This window comes from Streptomyces sp. NPDC046379 (genome assembly GCF_055587785.1).
On the sequence record NZ_JBVJFP010000011.1, the window covers coordinates 281528 to 301005 of the forward strand.

A 19478-nucleotide genomic window follows, 5' to 3' on the forward strand; every position below is an offset into this window, starting at 1 on the left:
GTCTGATGGCTGCTGTGGTGGCTCTGCGGGATCTGCGCCGGCCGGCCGTCGCCGGCCTCCAGACGCTGGCCGTCGCCGCCTGCTACTTCGCGGCGGGACGGCTCGGCCTGCTGCGGGAACTGTCCGTCGGCGACGCGGTGTTCAGCCCCATCTGGCCCCCCACCGGCATCGCCCTGGCCGCCCTGCTCGTCCTCGGCCCGCGCGCCTGGCCCGGCATCGCCCTCGGCTCGCTCCTGGTCATCCTGTCGCTCACCTCCTTCACCTCCTTCCGCCCGTCGGCGCTCGTCACCGTCGCCACCAGTACCGCCGGCCCCGTCGCCGCGTACGTCATGCTGCGCGCCGTGGGCTTCCGCACCGACCTCGCCCGGCTGCGCGACGGCATAGCCCTGGTCCTACTCGGCGCCCTGGCGGGCATGCTCATCAGCGCCGGCGGCGGGGCCGGGTTCCTGCTCGGCCAGGACCGGATCACCGCCGCGGACTTCGGGACCGTCTTCCTGGGCTGGTGGGTCGGGGACGCGATGGGCGTGCTGATCGTCACCCCGCTGCTGCTCCTGCTGGCCCGGGCCCGCCGCCCGCGCACCACCCGTCTGCCGGAGGCCCTGGTCCTGGCCGCCACCGCCTGCGTCTTCGTGCCGCTGGCCACGCGCTCCACGGTGAGCATGCTGTTCCTGGTGTTCCCGCTGCTGATCTGGGCGGCCCTGCGCTTCCTGGTCCTGGGCAGCATGCTCTGCGCGCTGTTCACCTCCGTCATGGCCGCGGTGTCGGCGACGGACGACGTGGGTCCGTTCGCCGGTCTGAGCCGCATCGAAGTCATGATCAAACTTCAGGCCTTCAACGGCAGCATGGCCCTCACCGCCCTGCTCCTGTCGGCCGTGATCACCGAGCAGCGCAACACCCGGCGCTCCGTGGAACGCGCCTGCCAGGAACTGGTCGAGGTCCTCGACCACCTCACCGCGGGAGAGGCCCCGCCACCTCGCCCGGCCACGCGCGAGAAGGGCGCCGGCCGCTGGCCGGAGACGCCGGTCTAGGCCGGGGACACCCGACCCCGACCGGGGGTACGACGGCGGGGGACCACCGACCGGCCGGGACGGCTCGCCCGGCCGGTCGGTGCGCCTTCGGTCGGATCAGGCGGCGGTGCAGGCGGTGCCGTCGAGCGTGAAGGAGGTCGGGGCAGCGTTGGCGGAGCCCTTCGTCGCGGTGAAGCCGACGCTCACCGAACCGCCGGCCGCGACGGCCGAGGTGTAGGAGGCGCTGGCCACGGTCACGTTCGCGCCGTTCTGGCTGGGCGTGCCGCCCCACATGTTGCTGATGGTCTGGCCGCTCGGGAAGGCGAACCCGAGGGTCCAGCCGTTGAGGGCGGTGGTGCCGGTGTTGCGGAGGGTGATCTCGCCCTGGAAGCCGCCGGGCCACTCGTGGACGACCCGGTAGCCGACCGAGCAGCGCGTGCCGGGTGTGCTGCCGCCGTCGTCGGTGGTGACGGTCACCGTGGCGGAACGGGCGGAGCGGTTGCCGGCGGCGTCACGGGCGTACACGCCGAAGGTGTACGAGGTGTCGGCGGCGAGGCCGGTGACGGTGACGGTGTTGGTGGCGGAGGAGGCGACCGGGGTCTCGGTCGTGCCGCCGACCCGGACGACGTCGTATCCGCTCACGCCGACGTTGTCGGACGACGCGGCCCAGCTCAGCGTCACCGAGTCGGAGGTGACGGCGGAGGCGGTCGGTGTGCCCGGCGCGGTGGGGGCGCGGGTGTCGCCCGGGGTGCCGCCGCCGAAGACCGTCGCCTCCCTCGAGGTCTGGGCGATGCCGTTCGCGCCGTGGAAGATGCGCTCGCCCCAGGAGCTGAGCCGGTTCGGGTCGAAGTCGATCGCCAGGTCCAGGATCGGGTCGGTGTTGCCGCTCCAGGACCACGCCAGGTAGCCGAGGTCGAGCCGCTCGGCGGCGGCCATCATGGCGTCCTCGTCGGGATTGCCCCACTGGTCGGCGGGACCGCCGAACTCGCCGATGAGGATGGGCAGCTCGGCGTCGACGAAGGCGTTCAGGTAGTCGGTGATCTCCTGGGCCGTGTCGAACACGCTGTACATGTGGATCGAGAAGATCAGGTTGCCGGTGGCGTCGGCGTCGTAGACGGTCCGCGCGTTGGCACGCATCACGCCCTGCCAGTCCTGGCCCCAGTTGGGCGCGTCCACCATGAGCGTGTGCTGGAACCCGGCGCCGCGCAGCTTCTTGATCGCGGCGATGGTCGGGTCGGTCCAGCCGGCCGGATTGGTGTTGCCCCAGGGCTCGTTGCCGATGTTGATGACGACGTAGTCCTCTTCACCGGCGAGGACGCTCTTGAGACCGATCCAGTAGTCGGCGGCCTGGTCCAGCGTGCCGGCGGCGGCCTCCTCGCCGTAACCGGTGGTGTCGTGCACCTCCAGCACACAGATGAGCCGGTTGGCCTTGCACTGGGCGACGACGTCCGCCACGTCCGAGGGGCTGTTCGCGGCCCAGCGGTGGCCGTCCGCCAACACGACCCGGACGCTGTTGGCGCCCAGGGCCTTGATGTCGGCCAGCGACTGCGTCTCGTTCGGATACCAGGTGTGGGCGTGGTTGACGCCCCGCATGACGAAATCGTTGCCGTTCGACTCCAGAAGGCGCCCGTTGTCGATGTGCAGGCCGGTCGCCTGCGCTCCGGGCGCGTCGGCGTGCGCGGGCGCCGAGGTGAGCGTCCCGGCGACGGCCAGGCCGAGTAAGGCGGCGAGGGCGGTCATCAGGGCACGGACGGGATTGCTTCTGACCCGAACAGGGGTGCTTCTGACTGTTGTTCTCACTGCGACTCCAATGGTGAGCGGCAAGAAACCGGGCGTCCGCACGGCGTGGGAGCGCTCCCATGAAGCCATTGCGCCAAAGACACGTCAAGAACTCGAACAGTTCTCCCGTTTTCGAAACTTTTGCGGAACCGATGGGGCTGGAGGGGCGGCGGGTGGGGCGGTGGGGCACGGCGTGTGCGCGGCGGAGTCCGGCTACGTCTCCGGACGCGCCGCGGTGCGCGCGGCCTCGTCGGCCGAACGGGCCGCCGCGCGGGCGGCGTCGGCGGCCTTCCGTGCTTCGGCGCGGGCCCGCTCCGCCTCCGTACGGGCCTCCCGCCGCTCCGCCCTCGCCTCCCGGAGCCGCTCCTCCAGCAGGGCGACCCGCTCCTCGGTCTCCCGGAGCCTGGAGAGCGCGGCGTGCCGGGCGTCCTCGGCGGAGTGCTGCTCCCGCTGCCGATGCCGGGCCTCGGCGGCGGCCCGCTCGGCGGAGGCGAGGGCCTGGGCGTGCTCTTCGCGGCGCCGGGTTTCCGCCGTGGTGGGGCGGGGGCGGCGCGGCGACTTTCCCGCCGGGGGCTCTTTCGGCGACGGCTTCTCCGGTGAGCGTTCCTTGGACGCCGGCTTCTTGGGTGGGGCCTTCTTGGGTGGGGCCTTCTTGGGTGAGGCTTTCTCGGGCGGGGCCTTCTTCGGTGGGGCTTTCTTGGACGCCGGCTTCTTGGGTGGGGCTTTCTCGGACGTGGCCTCCTTGGACGTGTCTTTCTGTGCCGGGGGCCTCTTGGGTGCGGTGGCCGCGCCCCGGCGCCGTCCGGCGGGCGGTGTCCCGGCGGGGGAGGGCCCGGCCGGGGCGGACGCCTTCACCGCCTGTTCGTCGGCCGCCGCCGTGTCCCGAACGTCCGCGTCCCCCGCCCCACCGCCCTCGGCGTCCCTGCCCGCCTCCTTTCGCCCGGCCGGCAGGCTCTCCGGCGTCACCGCTCCGAAGCCGATCGTCGGGTCCGGCGTGCGCGTCAGCCGGCCCGCCGCCCACTCCCGCGCGAGGTCGGGGCTGCCGAGGACCGCGTGGAAGATCTTCTCGACCTCCTGAACGACCGTCTCGCCGACCGCCCCGCCGGCCCCGGCCGCGACCTGTGCCGCCTCCCGGGCCAGTGCGGAGATCACCTTGTACTGCCGTCCGCCCGCCTCGCGCAGCTTTTGGGCGTCCAGGTGCCGATGCGCCTCCCGCAGGGTCTCGCCGAGGGTGAGGAGTTGCCGGACCTCGTCGGGCCGCTCGCGGACGAAACGGTTCGACACCCAGGCCGCCTGCGTCGGGCGGCGCAGCGCGGAGATCCGCTTCGCCGCGGCCGTGTCCTTCGCCGTGCGCGCCTCGGCCGCACGCGCGTCGCGGGCGGCCACGAACTCTCCCGGCGGCAGTACGTACAACGCGTCGATCACCTGCTCGACGTCCGTCTCCTCACCGCTCGTCCCCGCGGGGCTCACTCCCTCACCGCTCATCCCCTCACTGTCGGCCGTCGGCCCCGGGAGGTACGGCAGCCGCGCCGGACCGGCGTGGGTTAGGCTGCGCCCGCCCCTACTTACCGTCGGGTAACAACGTCTGCCGCCCTTCCGTGGAGGAACCGTGTCCCGTTCCGATCGCTCCCCGCTGCTCCTCGCCGGTCTCCTGGCCGCCGCGGGCGCCGCGCACTTCGCGCGCCCCCGCCAGTTCGACGCCATCGTGCCCCGTTCGCTGCCGGGCTCGCCGAGGGCGTGGACCTATGCGAGCGGCGCCGCCGAACTGGCGCTGGCGGCCGGGGTCGCGCTGCCCCGGACCCGGCGGGTCGCCGCACTGGCCACGGCGGCGTTCTTCGTCGGGGTCTTCCCGGCCAACGTGAAGATGGCCGTGGACTGGCGGAACAGGCCGGCGCCGCAGAAGGCCGCCGCCCTCGGCCGGCTGCCCCTTCAGGCGCCGCTCGTGCTCTGGGCCCGCAAGGTCGCCCGCGACGCCGGATGAAGTGTTCGCTCAGCGGACATTCCTGACCGGTAAAGGGCTTGACGTGACCTCGTCATTCGGATGAACATCAGGCGCACACAGCACCCGCACAGCTCTGGCACCACAGCACCAGATGTTCCGTCCGGTTCCCCATCGACGAGAAAGTGCGGCCCCCCACATGACGATTCCGAGGTCCAGCCTGCCCAGAAGGGCCCCCAGGCGCACCGCGGCCGCGGCCGTGGTCGCCGTCGCCGTGGCGGGCCTGCTCGCCGCGTCCCCGGCGTCCTCGGCCGAGGACGCCGCCGGCCGGGCGGGAGCCGGGGCGCAGGCCGCCCCCGACATCCCGCTGGCGGGCGTCAAGGCGCACCTGACGCAGTTCCAGTCCATCGCCAACGCCAACGGCGGCAATCGTGCGCACGGCCGCACCGGTTACAAGGCGTCCATCGACTACGTGCGGGGCAAGCTGGACGCGGCCGGCTTCGTCACCACGCTCCAGCAGTTCACCTACTCCGGCACGACCGGCTACAACCTGATCGCCGACTGGCCCGGCGGGGACGCCAATCAGGTCGTCATGGCCGGCGCCCACCTCGACTCCGTCTCCTCCGGCGCCGGGATCAACGACAACGGCTCGGGATCCGCCGCCGTGCTGGAGACCGCGCTCGCCGTCTCCCGCGCCCAGCTCCAGCCCGCCAAGCACCTGCGGTTCGCCTGGTGGGGCGCCGAGGAACTGGGACTCGTCGGCTCGAAGCACTACGTCAACACCCTGCCGACCACCGAGCGCGCGAAGATCGCGGGCTACATCAACCTCGACATGGTCGGCTCCCCGAACCCCGGCTACTTCGTCTACGACGACGACCCGGCGATCGAGAAGGTCTTCAAGGACTGGTACGCGGGCATCGGCGTGCCGACCGAGATAGAGACCGAGGGCGACGGGCGCTCCGACCACGCCTCGTTCAAGAACGCCGGCATACCCGTCGGCGGACTGTTCACCGGCGCCAGCCGGGTCAAGACGGCGGCCCAGGCGACCAAGTGGGGCGGCACCGCCGGTCAGGCCTTCGACCGGTGCTACCACTCCTCCTGCGACACCACGTCGAACATCAACGACACCGCGCTCGACCGCAACAGCGACGCCCTCGCCCACGCCATCTGGACACTCGGCACGGGCGCCACGCCGGAGCCCGGAGACGTGTACGAGAACACCGCCGACGTCGCCATCCCGGACAACGGCGCCGCCGTCACCTCCACCGTCGCCGTCTCCGGCCGCACGGGCAACGCGCCAGCGGCGCTCCGGGTCGGCGTCGACGTCAAGCACACCTGGCGCGGCGACCTGGTCGTCGATCTGCTCGCCCCGGACGGCACGGCGTACCGGCTGAAGAACTCCAGCAGTTCGGACTCCGCGGACAACGTCGTCGCCACCTACACCGTCGACGCGTCGAGCGAGACGGCGAACGGCAGTTGGCGGCTGCGGGTCCAGGACGTCGCCGCCCAGGACACGGGGTACATCGACAGCTGGAAACTGACGTTCTGACAGTGACTCGAACGAGTGACCCCGGGGTGTCGCGGCGCCCCGGGGTTTCGCGTCCGTGCGCATAACCGGATATCCGTCCGGGCATGTGGCCCGCGTGGACCCAACGGAGGAGTGACGATGGCCGATCCACTCACCGCCGACCAACTGGTCGCCGCGCTCCGCGCGGAGGGCTGCGCCGTGCGTGAGGTCCGTTCCTGGCGCACCCACAACCGCAACCACAGGGGCGCCTGGGGCCCGGTCAACGGCGTGATGGTCCATCACACCGTCACCGGTCCGGGCGCCGACGTCGTGAGCCTGATCTACAACGGGCGCAGCGACCTGCCCGGGCCGCTCGCCACCGGCTGCATCACCAAGGACGGCACCGTCCACCTCGTCGGCAACGGCCGCGCCAACCACGCCGGCGGCGGCGACCCCGACGTTCTCGCGGCCGTGCGCAACGAGTCGTACGGCAGCTATCCGCCCCCGACGCACGAACACGACAACAGCCCCGGCTCGGTCGACGGCAACGCCCACTTCTACGGCTGGGAGTGCGAGAACCTCGGCGACGGCAAGGACCCGTGGCCGCGCGCCCAGTACACCGCCATGGTGAAGGCCACCGCGGCGATCTGCCGTCGGCACGGCTGGTCCGCGAAGAGCGCCATCGGCCACCTGGAGTGGTCGGACCAGAAGCCCGATCCGCGCGGCTTCGACATGCTCGACTTCCGCCGCGACCTGGCCGCCTGTCTGGCGCTGCCGGCGGGCCAGTGGGAAGAGGAGGACCCCATGCCCCAGTACGTCAACCTGGGACTCGCCACGCAGTACACCCTCAACCCGGGCTTCTGGGACTCCATCGAGTTCACCAGCGAGTGGAGCGACGAGACCGGTCACCATGCGTCCGGCGGCACCGTCTTCGCGCGCGGCCCGGCCCGCTTCACCGGCAGCCTGAGCCTCGCCGTCACCGGGCTGCCCGCCGGGAAGACCGTGCAGGTGCGGATGACGGAGTTCGAGGGCGACGAGGTGAGGACGAACCATCCGATCCACGAACTCGTGGGCACGTCCGGCGGATCGTTCGCGGTCGTGCCGCTGACCAAGCGGCTGGCGTCGAGGCGCAGCATGCGGGTGCGGCTGCTCAACCAGTCCGGCGCGCCGGTCACCGTCACCAGCGCGGTGCTGACCGTGCTCGTCTGGAAGGAGTCGTAGGCGGGCGCGTCAGCGCGCCCCTCCGCTCTCCGCCCCGGCCCCGCGCTCGCCGGCCGTCTCGTCCGCGGCCTCGGGGACCGGTCTGAACTCCACGGCCACCACTCCGTCGACGTGTCGGCACAGCTCCTCCAGGGCGGGCACCGACCCCCGGTCGGCGAGTCGGCCGCTGAGGACGACGTTGCCGTTGGTCACGTCGACGTGCACCGCCGACGGCGCCTCGCCGAGCGTCCTGACCAGGACCTCCTCGACGATCTCCGTGCGGATCGCCTGGTCCGTCCGCAGGAACACGCGCAGCAGGTCGCTCCGGCTGACCACACCGGTCAGCCGGCCCTCCTCGTCCACCACGAGCAGCCGCTTGATGCCGTGCTCGGCCATCACCCGTGCGGCGTCGACGACGCTCCACTCCTCCCGCGCGCAGACGGCGGGCGAGGTCATCAGCCCGGCGGCGTCGACGGCCGAGGCCTTCGCGGGCGCGGCGTCGGACTCGCCCTCCCGCCACCCCCACATCTTGTGCAGCAGGTCGGCCTCCGAGACCACGCCCACCGGCCGGTCGTCGGCGTCGACCACGGGGACCGCCGTGATGTCGTACTCCTGCAGCAGATGGGCGATCTCCTTGAAGGGCGTGCCGCCCTGGACCCGAATGACGGCGTCGCTCATCAGGTCGCACACCTTCAGGTGGTCCATCGAAGGCCTTTCTTGCTGCACCGCGGTCCCGTGGCCGACGGAGGGTCAGAGCTGGAACTCCGCGGGGGACACGCCCAGGGCCGCGCACACCTCGCGGACGACCGCCTGCTCGGCCTGCGAGAAGTCGCCGTCGGCCGCGGCGATGACGATGCCGGTCTGGATGACCGCCCGCGCCTCGGTGGGCTTCTTGGCGGTCTTGGCGATGTCCTGCAGCGCCTCGGCCTTGCCCTGCGGGAAGTTCCGCGTGAGCAGGTCGACGTGCTTGTTGAAGCGCTGCCGCAGCTGCTCCGGCGGGAAGTTCTGGAGGACGTCGTTGCTCACGATCATCGACTCCAGCTGCTGCCGCTCGGCCGGGTCCACATGGCCGTCGGCCGCCGCGACCAGGGCGCACATCGCCATGCTGGCGTCCCGGTAGGCGCCGCTCTTCAACTCCGTCTTCAAAGAGCCGAGCTGGGTCTTGAGCGCGCTGACCAGCTGGGCGCGTCCACCGCCGCCGGACCCCGTGCCGTGACCCCGCGGGGGGCGGGCCCCGCCCTGGGTCTGCTGAAGAGCCTTGGCCTGGTCCTTGAGCCGGTCCCACACTGCCATTGACGTCACCTCGGTATGCGTTCTGGTCATCTGTAGTGAACCCGCTCGTGCGCGCTCACCCGGTACAACGCCCCGCACCCCGGCAAAGGTTCCGCAAAACGTGCACTTCGTGCGGGGCGGGCGCACGGCCGGGCGCGTACGCCGGGGCGAGCAGCCGCGGTCACTCCCGCCGTGGGACGCACGCGGGCCCGCGGGAGCGGCGGCGTGGAAGGCGTGAAAAACCGTCCCACACACCGAATGTGTCCCGTCGACCATGTGGCCGCCTCCGCCGCCTGACTCGGGCTCAGTCCCGGGCTGCTCACCCTGGGCGTCACCGCGGCCGCCACCGGCTCCGCGCCCGCGGTCGAGGGCTCGGAGCGCGCCATGAAGCTGTTCACCGACTGGCTGCTGCTCCCCGTCGCCCTCCTGACCCTGGCCGGCGGCCTGGTGCCGGCCCTCGGCACCGAGTGGGGGCTGACCCGCCATCGGTGAATCTGCGTCAATTTCTGGCTCACCCTCGCCACGCTCACCGCCACCGTCCTCGCCCTGCCTCCCGGCGTGAACTCCGCGTACGCCGTCGCCGCCGGCCGGCCGCTGCCCGACACGGGCGAGGTGCTGTTCGGGCCGGCCGTGTCGCTGTCCGCGTACGTCTTCCTGGCGGCCGTCTCCGTGCTCAAGCCCTGGGGGCGGACCCGGCGCGGCCGGCGGCGCCCGGCCGGGGCGCACGCCCCCCCCGCGCCGTCCCGCGGGGGCGGGTCAGTAGGGCAGGCCCTCCACGGCCGCGCGCAGGGCGACGTGCAGGCAGGCGGTCAGCTCCTCCTGCGAGGCGCCGGGGCCGTCGGCGTAGCGGACGGCGAAGTCCTCGGCCGCCGTGCGCAGCGCGCCGTTGACGGTCGCCGCGTGCACCTTCACCCGCAGGTCGTCGGCGCTCGTGCCGCACCGCCGCGCGAGCAGCCCGGCGAGCACCGGCAGCGCGTCGTCGTGGGCCTGGAGCCAGACGGCGCGCAGGGCGGGCTCGGTGCGGGTCAGCCGCACCAGGTCGAGGACGGCGGGGTCGGCGGAGGGCAGCCTGCCCTGCCGGCAGGACGTCGTCAGGAAGTCCAGCAGCCGGGTCTGCGGCGGCCAGTCGCGCAGCAGCTCGACGACGGCGTCCAGGCCCGCCGCGAGCAGCGGCAGGACACAGCTCTCCTTGGTGGGGAAGTGCCGCCACAGCGTGCGGGTCGAGACGCCGACGCCCTGGGCGATCTGGTCGCCCGTGGTGGCGGTGACGCCCTGCGCCAGGAACAGCCGGACGGCCTCGCGGGCGATCTCCAGGCGGAGCGCCGTCTTGCGCCGCTCCCCGAGCGACGGCCGGGAGGCCGGAGCGTGTGCCTCGCGTGCACCGGGTGCCGCCTCGCGCACCGTCGCCCCACCGCCTCCGCGTCTCGAACACCGGCAGCATAGCGAGACCCGCGGAATTGACACACGCAGACACCTTGTCACTGAGTGACACGCGACTCTACTCTCCCGGATGTGACCCGCCAGTAACTACCGTGTTGCCCACCGGTTCGGCGGGCGCCCCCCGCACCAGAGCCGCACCTCGCGCCCCCAGCCGCACGCCCGCACGCCAGTCGCGCCACAGCCGCCCGCGGGCGCACCACCGCACCCCGCCGCCCGTCGGCACCCCGCCGCACCTTCCGACGCCGCAAGGAGTGAGCCCGATGCAACGCCGCCCCCACACCCCTCGCACCCCCCGCAGACCCGCCGCACCGCCCCGCCGCCGCCTCCTCGCCGCCGCCCTGGCCGCCCTCGCCTGCGTCGGAGCCCAGGCCCTCCCGGCAGCCTCCGCCTCCGCAGCCGACGGCGTGACCTCCCGAGGCGTCACCGTCCCGGCCTTCTACACGCCCCCCGCGGACCTCCCCGCCGAGAACGGCGCCCTGATCCGCACCGGTCCCCTCCCGCTCGCCCTGAGCCTCCCCGGCCTCGACGGCCGCCAACTGCCGGGCACCGCGACCCGGCTGATGTACAGGTCGACCGACTCCAACGGCCGCCCGGTCGCCGTGACCGGCGCCTACATCGAGCCCTGGGCCTCCTGGAAGGGCACGGGCCCCCGCCCGCTGGTGGCGGTGGCCCCGGGCACCATGGGGCAGGGCGACCAGTGCGCGGCCTCGATGGGCCTGGAGCACCCGGTCGTCCTGGACGGCGACACCGTGTCGGTCGGCTACGAGGACCTGTCGATCTACCGACTGCTGGCCACCGGCGCCGCCGTGGTCGTCACCGACTACGCCGGGCTCGGCGCGACCGACCGGCTGCACACCTACGTCAACCGAGTCGACAGCGGCCACGCCCTGCTCGACGCCGTCCGGGCGGCCCGCGCGGTGCCCGGCGCGTCGGTCACCCGCGACTCGCGCGTCGCCCTCTACGGCTACAGCCAGGGCGGCGGCGCCAGCGCCTCGGCCGCCGAACTCCAGCCCACCTACGCCCCCGACGTCAGGCTCGTCGGCACCTACGCCGGCGCGCCGCCCGCCGACCTGACCGAGGTGCTGAAGGGCATCGACGGCAGCGCCCTCGTCGGCGCCCTCGGCTGGTCGCTCAACGGCTTCCTGCAGAGCGACCCGGCGCTGCGGCCCCTCGCCGACGCCCACATCAACGCCGCCGGCAAGGCCGCGCTGAACGACCTGTCCACGATGTGCGTCGGCGACTCGGTCTTCCGCTACGCCTTCACCAAGAGCACCAAGTGGACCGTCAGCGGCAAGTCCGTCGGCGAGATCGTCGCAGCCGAGCCGGCGCTGCGGGCCACCCTCGACGCGCAGCGCATCGGCACCATGAAGCCGGCCGGTCCGGTGCGCGTGGCGACCGGCGTCCAGGACGACATCGTGCCGCACGCCCAGTCCCGCAGGCTCGCCGTCGACTGGTGCCGCAAGGGCGCCGACGTCACCTACGAGGCCGTCGTCCTGCCCAACCTCGGCGACAAGCTGCTCACCAACCACGTGGCGCCGCTGCTGACCGACCAGGGCGACGCCATCTCCTGGCTGACCGACCGTCTGGCCGGGAAGCCCGCCTCCTCCAACTGCTGGAGCATGCCCCTGCAGCCCTGACCCGCCGGACAGGCCGAAGGCCCGCCGGGGAACCGGCGGGCCTTCGGGACGGGCGGATCAGCGCGTGACGACGTGCCGCTCGTCGGGGACGCAGTGGGTCATGGTCACGCCCTCCACGTCACGCGGCGGGTTCTTGCCCAGATTGGCCAGCCGCTTGCGGTCCTCGTCGGTGAGGTCCTGGCTGGCCAGCGGCTCCAGCCCGGCCACGTCCTCCGGTCCGATGCCGAGCCCTTCGCCGACCCGCAGCCCGAGGTCGTTCTCGACCAGCAGGAAGTGCCACACCATGCGCTCCTGCACCGGCCGGTCGCACTGGGACAGCAGGTCGACGAAGTTCTTGACCAGGTCGTCCCGCTCCCACTGCTCCATGAGCAGATAGCGCTGCCCGGCCTGGAGGTAGTCGTTGGTCCGGGAGATGCGCTTGCGGGTGAGCCGGCCGCGGATCTCCGGCCCCTGCTCGTCGTGCGTCGGGTACTCGCCCTCGCGCAGGCCGCCGGTGATCGACGGTTCGTAGTTCACGCTCGGGTTCTCGCCCGCGCCGTCGACGTGGTACGTCATCAGCCCGTCGCGCTGGTTGGTGCGCACCTCGGCGTTCTTCGCCTGGTTCACCGGCAGCTGGAGATAGTTCGGGCCCACCCGGTAGCGCTGGGTGTCGCTGTACGAGAACGTGCGACCGACGAGCATCTTGTCGTCGGAGAAGTCCAGCCCGTCGACCAGGACGCCGGTGCCGAAGGAGATCTGCTCGTTCTCGGCGAAGAAGTTCTCCGGCATGCGGTTGAGCACCATCCGCCCGACCGGCTTGGGCGGGAAGTCCTGCTCGGGCCAGGTCTTGGTGTCGTCCAGCGGGTCGAAGTCCAGCTCCGGGTGCTCGTGGTCCTCCATCATCTGGACCAGCAGCTCCCACTCGGGGAAGTCGCCCCGCTCCACCGCCTCGTACAGGTCCTTCGTGGCGTGGCCGAGGCCCTGCGCCTGCACGTTCGCGGCATCCTCCTCGGTCATGCTGCGCACGCCCTGCTTCGGCATCCAGTGGTACTTGACCAGCACCGTGCGGCCCTCGTCGTTCACCCACTTGTAGGTGTTCACGCCGAAGCCCTGCATGTGCCGGTAGTCCGCCGGGATGCCGCGCGGGCTGAACAGGTTGACCAGCATGTGCATCGACTCCGGCGTCTGCGACATGAAGTCGAAGATCCGCCGCGGCTGCTGCTCGAAGGTCACCGGGTCCGGCTTGAGGGCGTGGATGACGTCCGGGAACTTGATCGCGTCCCGGATGAAGAAGACCCCCAGGTTGTTGCCGACGAGATCCCAGTTGCCGTCCTCCGTGTAGAACTTCACGGCGAAGCCACGGGGGTCGCGCGCGGCCTCGGAGGAGTCGCGTCCGCCGATCACCGTGGAGAACCGGACGGCCAGGTCGGTGCGCTTGCCGCGCTCCTGGAACAGCTTGGCCCGGGTGAAACGGCTGATCGGCTCGTCGCCCCAGGCGCCGTACGCCTCGAAGAAGCCGTACGCCGTCACCCCGCGGGCGTGCACCACGCGCTCCGGGATGCGCTCCCGGTCGAAGTGGCTGATCTTCTCGAGGAACTGGTAGTTCTCCAGCGTCGCGGGCCCCCGGGCGCCGACCGTCCGCTGGTTCTGGTTGTCATAGACAGGATGGCCCTGCCGGTTGGTGAGTACCTTGCGGTCGTCGCCCGGGGCGGGGCCCTTGCTGGACACGTCCGTCATGGTGGGAACTCCTTCGGCTGTCCCGGCATCGCGCGGAGCGGGTCCGCTGCGCAACGGCCGGCCGATCAGTGCAAGCCCTACGAGTACCCCGGCCCACGCGGACGACTAACACATGTGCGGCCTTCCGGCGGTATGCCGTGAATCACCCACGGCGTCGCCGGGCGGCCGGCGCGGTGCTCACGCCCGTCCGGCGGCGCCCCTGCCGGGCGCCCCGGCCTCCGCCGCCCGCGCCGCCAGCTCCTCGGCGGTACGGGGTCCGCGGGCCGGGTCGGCCAGCAGGCCCTGGGCGTGCAGCAGGCGGGCCGCCGCCACGCCCCAGGGCAGGCGCAGGCCCGCCTCGCGCAGCAGGCCGGTGCGGGCCAGGACGGTCGGGGCCGGGCCGGTGCGCACGCCGGACGGGGTGAGGAGGGCGGCGTCGTCGGCCCAGCGCAGGGCGAGGTCGACGTCGTGGGTGGCCATCACCACCGTCGTGCCCCGCTCGCGCAGCTCGCCGAGGGTCGCCAGCAGCCGCTCCTGGCCGTCCGGGTCGAGCCCGGCCGTCGGCTCGTCGAGGATCAGCACCCGGGGCCGCATCGCGACGGCGCCCGCGATCGCGGTCCGCTTGCGCTGCCCGTACGACAGCAGGTGCGTGGGCCGGTCGGCCAGCGCGGTGATGTCCAGGGCGGCCAGGGCCTCCGCGACGCGCGCCCGCACCTCGGCGTCGGACAGCCCGAGGTTGAGCGGGCCGAACGACACGTCCTGCCCGACGGACGCCGCGAACAGCTGGTCGTCGGGGTCCTGCACGACGAGCTGGACGGTCGTCCGCAGCCGGGTCAGGCCCTTGCGGTCGTACGTCACCGGACGGCCGTCGACGGTCAGCCGGCCGGTACGGGGCCGCAGCCCTCCGGCGAGCAGCCGCATCAGCGTGGTCTTGCCGCTGCCGTTGCGGCCCAGCAGGGCGAGCGCACGGTGCTCGCGCACCTCGAAGTCGAGGCCGGACAGCACCGTGGGGCCGTCCTCGTAGGCGAAGGACGCGCCGTGCAGGGCGACCGGCACGGGCTCGCTCATGACAGCGGCCTTTCCAGGACGAAGGTGAGTGCGGTCAGCGCCGTGAGAAGGGCGGCGCTGCCGGCGAGGAAGGGGAGGGAGACACGGGCCTCGGGGACCAGGACGCGCAGGGTGCCGTCGTAGCCGCGCCCGGCGAGCCCGGCCTGCAGCCGCGCCGCCCGGTCGAAGGCCCGCACGAACGCCGTCGCGCCGAGCCCGCCCAGCGAACGCCAGGCGGCGGCGCGGCCCGCGTGCCCGAGCCGGGCGGCCTGCGCCTCCCGGACGCGGCGCACCGAGTCGAGCAGCAGGAAACTCATCCGGTACGTCACCAGGGCGACGTCGACGACGGGCGCGGGCACCCCGGCCCGCACCAGCCGCGGCAGCAGGTCGGACAGGGGAGTGGTGAAGGCGAAGAGCAGCACCCCGAGGGAGGCCGCCGACGTCCGCAGCATCAGCTCCCCGGCGCGCACCGCCCCGCCCTCGGCCGGCGCCAGGAACCCGTCCGGGCCCCCGACCTGGACGAGCAGCGTGACCGCGCCGGTCGCGCAGAAGCCCAGCGGCACCCGGTAGGCCCGCCACAGCCGGCGGCCCGGCACGCCCGCCGGGCCCAGCAGCACGGCGAGCGCGGCCACCAGCACCAGGGCCGCGCCCGGCCAGGGCGGCAGCGAGACCGCCAGCACGGTCAGTCCGAGCCCGAGCACGGCCTTGTCCACGGGATGGCGGCGGCGCCAGCGGCTGCTGTGCGCCGCCGCGTCGATCGGCAGCACCCGGGTCAGTCCCGCCCGGGACGGGACCCGCCCTCCGGGCCCGCCGGCACGGCGGCGTCCCCGGCGCCCGCGGGCTCCGCGGGCTCGGGCTCCGCGGCCCTCGGCGCCTCGGGCCCCAGCGCTTCACGGGCCTGCCGCTCGCCCTGCCGCCTGCCCCGGCGCAGGCCGAAGTAGTAGGCGAGGACGCCCGCGCCGAGGGCCGCCTGCACGGAGAACAGCGCGGACTCGATCTCGCCGGACGGCGGCTCGTACAGGGGCGAGAACCAGGGCTCGTAGTCCGGCTCGATCTCGGTGATCGCCGTCTCGGCCTGGGCGTCCGCCCCGGCGAACGGCTCCTCCTCGTCGTCGCCGAGCCCCAGCGCCAGCGGCAGCACGGCGAGGGCCACCACGACGGCCAGCAGCAGGAGGTTGATCTTCGCGTTGCGGCTCATCGGGCCACCGCCTCCTCGCGGCGCCCCGCCACCAGCACGCCCAGCCGGGTCAGTTCGCCCTTGCTGGACTGCACCAGCAGCCGCATCACCAGCACCGTCAGCAGGCCCTCGCTCACCGCGAGCGGGATCTGCGTGACGGCGAAGATGGACCCGAACTTGCCGAGCGCGCCCAGGAACCCGCTGCCCGGGTCGGGGAAGGCCAGCGCCAGCTGGACGCTGGTGACGCAGTACGTGGACAGGTCGGCGACGAACGCGCCGCAGAACACCGCGGGCATCAGCGGCACTTCACAGCGCCGCAGCAGCCGGTACGCCGCGTAGCCGGCCCAGGGGCCGGCGATCGCCATGGAGAACACGTTGGCGCCGAGCGTCGTCAGGCCGCCGTGCGCGAGCAGCAGCGCCTGGAAGAGCAGGGTGATGGTGCCCAGCACCGCCATGACCGGCGGCCGGAACAGGATGGCGCCGAGGCCCGTGCCGGTCGGATGGGAACAACTCCCGGTAACCGAAGGCAGCTTCAGCGCGGACAGGACGAACGTGAAGGCTCCGGAGGCGCCGAGGAGCAGGGTGCTCTCGGGATGCTCCCGTACCTCGCGTGTGAGAGATCGCACTCCGTGGACGACGAACGGCGCGGACGCGACGCCCCAGGCGACGGCGTGCGCCGGAGGCAGGAAACCCTCGGCTATGTGCATGGCTCAGCAGACCCTCTCCAGCACCTCGTGGATGGTTGACGCGCCTTGGCCGGTCTCCTGGCTGACGGGTACCACCGCCCGTGCTCCGCCTTCCCGGGTCCGAGGACCCAGTGGCTGCCCGCGAGGGCCGGAGCCGGACTTCCCGATCACAGTGGCGAGGGCCGCACCGGCATCACACCGGATTTCCCGTTCACCAAGGCGTGGTGACAGTAGTGCCCGCACAAGGGTGCTGACAAGCGCGGACGGGGGCGGTGGACGGCACGGGCGGCTCACCCGTGCGCCCGGAACCGGCCCCCCGCACTTTGTCCCGGCAGCGGAAAAAGTATCGAGATCATGAACGAAAGGGGTTACGGGTCCGGACCAAGCCCGCTAACTTCCTTGAAATGAACCGGTCATGAGCGACTCGTGGCCGGGGCTCGACGGCGCGACGGCGCGCGCCCGTACTCCCTTCGGCATGCCCTGCGGCATGCCGCCACCCCACACCACTGGGAGACTTCTGTGCGCACGAGACCGTTCGGACGCAGACGTGTCCGTTTCCGCTTCCTGCTGCCCGCCGTGGCGGGCGTCCTCGGCCTTCTGTTGCCGGCGGCACCGGCGGCCGCCGCCCCCGCGGACCCGGGCGGCGTCCGGGCCGAGGCCGCCGTCGGGGACTTCCAGCAGGTCACGCTGGCCAAGGGCGTGGCCGAGACGGGCGAGCCGATGACGCTGGCGGTCCTGCCGGACCGTTCGGTGCTGCACACCTCGCGGGACGGCACCCTGCGGCTCACCAACGCCGCCGGCACCACGACCGTCGCCGGGAAGCTGGACGTCTACAGCCACGACGAGGAAGGCCTGCAAGGCGTCGCGGTGGACCCGGGCTTCACCGCCAACCGGTTCGTCTACCTCTACTACGCGCCCAAGCTGACCACCCCGGCCGGCGACGCCCCGGCCGACGGCACGGCCGCCGACTTCGCCCCGTTCGACGGCGTCAACCGGCTCTCCCGGTTCGTGCTGAGGACGGACGGCACCCTCGACCTCGCCAGCGAGAAGAAGATCCTCGACGTGCCCGCCTCGCGCGGCCTGTGCTGCCACGTCGGCGGGGACATCGACTTCGACGCGGCGGGCAACCTGTACCTGTCGACCGGCGACGACACCAACCCGTTCGCCTCGGACGGCTACACCCCGATCGACGAGCGGGCCTCCCGCAACCCCGCCTACGACGCCCAGCGTTCCTCGGGCAACACCAACGACCTGCGCGGCAAGGTCCTGCGCATCAAGGTCAACGCCGACGGATCGTATTCCGTCCCGGCCGGCAACCTCTTCCCGCCCGGCACCGCCCGGACCCGGCCCGAGATCTACGCGATGGGCTTCCGCAACCCCTTCCGGATGAGCGTCGACAAGGCCACCGGCATCGTCTACCTCGGCGACTACGGCCCCGACGCCGGCACCGCCAGCGCCTCTCGTGGACCCGCCGGCCAGGTCGAGTTCAACCGGATCACCAAGGCGGGCAACTACGGCTGGCCGTACTGCACCGGAGCGAACAACGCGTACACGGACTACGACTTCGCCTCCGGGGCCTCCGGCGCGAAGTTCGACTGCGCGGCCCCGAAGAACACCTCGCCGCGCAACACCGGCCTGACCGACCTGCCGCCCGCCCAGCCCGCCTGGATCCCGTACGACGGCGGCTCCGTACCGGAGTTCGGCGGCGGCTCGGAGTCCCCCATGGGCGGCCCCGTCTACCGCTACGACGCCGCCTCCACTTCCGAGGTGAAGTTCCCGCAGGAGTACGACGGGGACTTCTTCGCCGGTGAGTTCGGGCGCCGCTGGATCAAGCGGATCGAGTCCGGCTCCGACGGGACCGTGCAGTCCATCAACGCCTTCCCCTGGACCGGGACCCAGGTGATGGACATGGCCTTCGGCCCGGACGGCGCGCTCTACGTCCTCGACTACGGCACCGGCTACTTCAACGGCGACGAGAACTCGGCCCTCTACCGCATCGAGCACGTCACCGGCGGCCGGGCCCCGATCGCCCAGGCCAAGGCCAACGTGACCTCGGGCAGGGCCCCGTTGGCGGTCGCCTTCTCCTCCGCGGGCAGCTCGGACCCCGACGGCGACGCCCTCTCGTACGCCTGGACCTTCGGCGACGGCGCCACCTCCACCGCGGCCAACCCCTCGCACACGTACACCGCCAACGGCCAGTACACGGCCACGCTGAAGATCACGGACTCCACCGGCAAGTCGGCGACCGCGTCCGTGCGGATCACCGTCGGCAACACCGCTCCCACGGTCAGCATCGACCTGCCCCTGGACGGCCGCGTCTACGACTTCGGCGCGGCGATCCCGTTCAGGGTGACGGTCACCGACCCCGAGGACGGCGCCGTCGACTGCTCCAAGGTCAAGGTCACCTTCATCGTCGGCCACGACAGCCACGGCCACCCGCAGACCTCGGCCACCGGCTGCAGCGGCACCCTGCAGACCCTCGCCGACGGCGAACACGACCCCAACGCCAACATCTTCGGCGTCATCGACGCCGAGTACACCGACAAGGGCGCGAACGGCCAGCCCGCGCTCACCACCCACGACCAGCACATCACCCAGCCCAGCCACCGGCAGGCCGAGCACTACGGCACCGCGTCGGGCGTGCAGGTCGTCAACCACGCCCCCGCGCACGGCGGCCGGACCGTCGGCCACATCGACAACGGCGACTGGATCGCCTTCACCCCCTACGCCCTGGACAACACGAGCACGTTCACGGCGCGGGTCTCCTCCGCGGGAGCGGGCGGCACCATCGAGGTGCGGGCCGGGTCCCCGACCGGCACCCTGCTCGGCACGGCGACCGTCCCGGTGACCGGCGGCTGGGAGACCTTCCAGGACGTCACCGCCCCGCTGACCAACCGGCCGGCCGGCACCACCACCCTCCACCTGGTGTTCAAGGGCGGCACGGGATCGCTGTTCGACATCGACGAGTTCTCCTTCACCACGACCGGCGGCGGCGCTCGCACGGGTGAGGTGAAGGGCGTCAACGGCAAGTGCCTGGACGTGGCGAACGGTGCTTCGGCGGACGGTACGCAGGTGCAGTTGTGGTCGTGCAA

The 19478-nt window shown here is 72.7% G+C and carries 16 protein-coding genes, 1 pseudogene and 1 riboswitch; of the genes and pseudogenes, 7 read left to right on the forward strand and 10 right to left on the reverse strand.

What is annotated here, in order from left to right:
- The first annotated feature begins 14 nt into the window (after positions 1 to 14).
- Positions 15 to 1028 carry an MASE1 domain-containing protein gene (locus tag ACZ6KF_RS21145; protein ID WP_356636743.1) on the forward strand — a complete coding sequence of 338 codons (1014 nt, stop codon included), beginning with the start codon at positions 15 to 17 and terminating at the stop codon, positions 1026 to 1028.
- Positions 1029 to 1124: 96 nt separating this feature from the next.
- Here ACZ6KF_RS21145 and ACZ6KF_RS21150 read toward each other — a convergent pair whose 3' ends face one another.
- Positions 1125 to 2747 (reverse strand): cellulase family glycosylhydrolase, encoded by a 1623-nt coding sequence (locus ACZ6KF_RS21150; protein ID WP_356636713.1) that lies wholly within the window; start codon positions 2745 to 2747, stop codon positions 1125 to 1127.
- Positions 2748 to 2999: 252 nt separating this feature from the next.
- Positions 3000 to 4271, reverse strand: coding sequence for a hypothetical protein (locus ACZ6KF_RS21155; protein WP_469239606.1), 1272 nt, complete (start codon positions 4269 to 4271; stop codon positions 3000 to 3002).
- A gap of 124 nt (positions 4272 to 4395) precedes the next feature.
- Here ACZ6KF_RS21155 and ACZ6KF_RS21160 point away from each other — a divergent pair, with 124 nt between their 5' ends.
- The 3 genes from ACZ6KF_RS21160 to ACZ6KF_RS21170 all read left to right on the forward strand — a co-directional run bounded on the left by ACZ6KF_RS21160 (position 4396) and on the right by ACZ6KF_RS21170 (position 7453).
- Positions 4396 to 4767 carry a DoxX family protein gene (locus ACZ6KF_RS21160; RefSeq protein ID WP_356636717.1) on the forward strand — a complete coding sequence of 124 codons (372 nt, stop codon included), beginning with the start codon at positions 4396 to 4398 and terminating at the stop codon, positions 4765 to 4767.
- Positions 4768 to 4924: 157 nt separating this feature from the next.
- Positions 4925 to 6274 carry a M28 family peptidase gene (locus ACZ6KF_RS21165; RefSeq protein WP_469157775.1) on the forward strand — a complete coding sequence of 450 codons (1350 nt, stop codon included), beginning with the start codon at positions 4925 to 4927 and terminating at the stop codon, positions 6272 to 6274.
- A gap of 117 nt (positions 6275 to 6391) precedes the next feature.
- Positions 6392 to 7453: an N-acetylmuramoyl-L-alanine amidase gene (locus tag ACZ6KF_RS21170; protein WP_469239607.1), complete on the forward strand. Its 1062-nt coding sequence runs from the start codon at positions 6392 to 6394 to the stop codon at positions 7451 to 7453.
- 9 nt (positions 7454 to 7462) lie between these two features.
- Here ACZ6KF_RS21170 and ACZ6KF_RS21175 read toward each other — a convergent pair whose 3' ends face one another.
- On the reverse strand, positions 7463 to 8137 hold the full coding sequence (locus tag ACZ6KF_RS21175; RefSeq protein WP_469239609.1) for a CBS domain-containing protein: 675 nt from the start codon (positions 8135 to 8137) through the stop codon (positions 7463 to 7465).
- A gap of 45 nt (positions 8138 to 8182) precedes the next feature.
- A complete protein-coding gene (locus ACZ6KF_RS21180; RefSeq protein WP_356636725.1) occupies positions 8183 to 8725 on the reverse strand; it encodes a tellurite resistance TerB family protein in 543 nt (180 codons plus the stop codon).
- Between the two features lie 237 nt (positions 8726 to 8962).
- Between ACZ6KF_RS21180 and ACZ6KF_RS21185 the strand changes: the two are divergent.
- A pseudogene (locus ACZ6KF_RS21185) lies at positions 8963 to 9451 on the forward strand (DUF2269 domain-containing protein); the annotation flags it as partial.
- Positions 9452 to 9460: 9 nt separating this feature from the next.
- Here the strand turns inward: ACZ6KF_RS21185 and ACZ6KF_RS21190 are convergent.
- Positions 9461 to 10105, reverse strand: a complete 645-nt coding sequence (locus ACZ6KF_RS21190; protein WP_356636727.1) for a TetR/AcrR family transcriptional regulator — start codon at positions 10103 to 10105, stop codon at positions 9461 to 9463.
- A 299-nt stretch (positions 10106 to 10404) separates the two neighbouring features.
- On the opposite strand from ACZ6KF_RS21190, the gene ACZ6KF_RS21195 reads away from it, so the two are divergent.
- Positions 10405 to 11781, forward strand: coding sequence for a lipase family protein (locus ACZ6KF_RS21195; RefSeq protein ID WP_469157771.1), 1377 nt, complete (start codon positions 10405 to 10407; stop codon positions 11779 to 11781).
- A gap of 57 nt (positions 11782 to 11838) precedes the next feature.
- Here the strand turns inward: ACZ6KF_RS21195 and ACZ6KF_RS21200 are convergent, their stop codons facing one another.
- The 5 genes from ACZ6KF_RS21200 to ACZ6KF_RS21220 form a co-directional block, all read right to left on the reverse strand.
- Positions 11839 to 13497, reverse strand: coding sequence for a catalase (locus ACZ6KF_RS21200; protein WP_356636731.1), 1659 nt, complete (start codon positions 13495 to 13497; stop codon positions 11839 to 11841).
- Positions 13498 to 13674: 177 nt separating this feature from the next.
- Positions 13675 to 14544 carry an energy-coupling factor ABC transporter ATP-binding protein gene (locus ACZ6KF_RS21205; RefSeq protein WP_469239612.1) on the reverse strand — a complete coding sequence of 290 codons (870 nt, stop codon included), beginning with the start codon at positions 14542 to 14544 and terminating at the stop codon, positions 13675 to 13677.
- Positions 14541 to 15290 carry a cobalt ECF transporter T component CbiQ gene (gene cbiQ, locus ACZ6KF_RS21210; protein WP_469157769.1) on the reverse strand — a complete coding sequence of 250 codons (750 nt, stop codon included), beginning with the start codon at positions 15288 to 15290 and terminating at the stop codon, positions 14541 to 14543. The genes ACZ6KF_RS21205 and cbiQ overlap by 4 nt, the downstream gene beginning before the upstream one ends.
- A 5-nt stretch (positions 15291 to 15295) precedes the next feature.
- Positions 15296 to 15721, reverse strand: coding sequence for an energy-coupling factor ABC transporter substrate-binding protein (locus ACZ6KF_RS21215; RefSeq protein ID WP_469157768.1), 426 nt, complete (start codon positions 15719 to 15721; stop codon positions 15296 to 15298).
- Positions 15718 to 16407 (reverse strand): energy-coupling factor ABC transporter permease, encoded by a 690-nt coding sequence (locus ACZ6KF_RS21220; RefSeq protein ID WP_469157767.1) that lies wholly within the window; start codon positions 16405 to 16407, stop codon positions 15718 to 15720. The genes ACZ6KF_RS21215 and ACZ6KF_RS21220 overlap by 4 nt, the downstream gene beginning before the upstream one ends.
- A 30-nt stretch (positions 16408 to 16437) precedes the next feature.
- A riboswitch (cobalamin riboswitch) is annotated at positions 16438 to 16620 on the reverse strand.
- A gap of 285 nt (positions 16621 to 16905) precedes the next feature.
- Between ACZ6KF_RS21220 and ACZ6KF_RS21225 the strand changes: the two genes are divergently transcribed.
- Positions 16906 to 19478 (forward strand): PQQ-dependent sugar dehydrogenase (locus ACZ6KF_RS21225; protein WP_469239614.1); only part of this gene is annotated, 2573 nt, incomplete at its 3' end.

What these genes read in the sequence shown, in the direction of transcription:
- ACZ6KF_RS21150 (WP_356636713.1), bottom strand. Translation starts at nt 2,747, where the DNA reads ATGACCGCCCTCGCCGCCTTACTCGGCCTGGCCGTCGCCGGGACGCTC.
- ACZ6KF_RS21155 (WP_469239606.1), bottom strand. Translation starts at nt 4,271, where the DNA reads ATGAGCGGTGAGGGAGTGAGCCCCGCGGGGACGAGCGGTGAGGAGACG.
- ACZ6KF_RS21165 (WP_469157775.1), top strand. Translation starts at nt 4,925, where the DNA reads ATGACGATTCCGAGGTCCAGCCTGCCCAGAAGGGCCCCCAGGCGCACC.
- ACZ6KF_RS21170 (WP_469239607.1), top strand. Translation starts at nt 6,392, where the DNA reads ATGGCCGATCCACTCACCGCCGACCAACTGGTCGCCGCGCTCCGCGCG.
- ACZ6KF_RS21175 (WP_469239609.1), bottom strand. Translation starts at nt 8,137, where the DNA reads ATGGACCACCTGAAGGTGTGCGACCTGATGAGCGACGCCGTCATTCGG.
- ACZ6KF_RS21180 (WP_356636725.1), bottom strand. Translation starts at nt 8,725, where the DNA reads ATGGCAGTGTGGGACCGGCTCAAGGACCAGGCCAAGGCTCTTCAGCAG.
- ACZ6KF_RS21195 (WP_469157771.1), top strand. Translation starts at nt 10,405, where the DNA reads ATGCAACGCCGCCCCCACACCCCTCGCACCCCCCGCAGACCCGCCGCA.
- ACZ6KF_RS21200 (WP_356636731.1), bottom strand. Translation starts at nt 13,497, where the DNA reads ATGACGGACGTGTCCAGCAAGGGCCCCGCCCCGGGCGACGACCGCAAG.
- ACZ6KF_RS21205 (WP_469239612.1), bottom strand. Translation starts at nt 14,544, where the DNA reads ATGAGCGAGCCCGTGCCGGTCGCCCTGCACGGCGCGTCCTTCGCCTAC.
- ACZ6KF_RS21215 (WP_469157768.1), bottom strand. Translation starts at nt 15,721, where the DNA reads ATGAGCCGCAACGCGAAGATCAACCTCCTGCTGCTGGCCGTCGTGGTG.
- ACZ6KF_RS21220 (WP_469157767.1), bottom strand. Translation starts at nt 16,407, where the DNA reads ATGCACATAGCCGAGGGTTTCCTGCCTCCGGCGCACGCCGTCGCCTGG.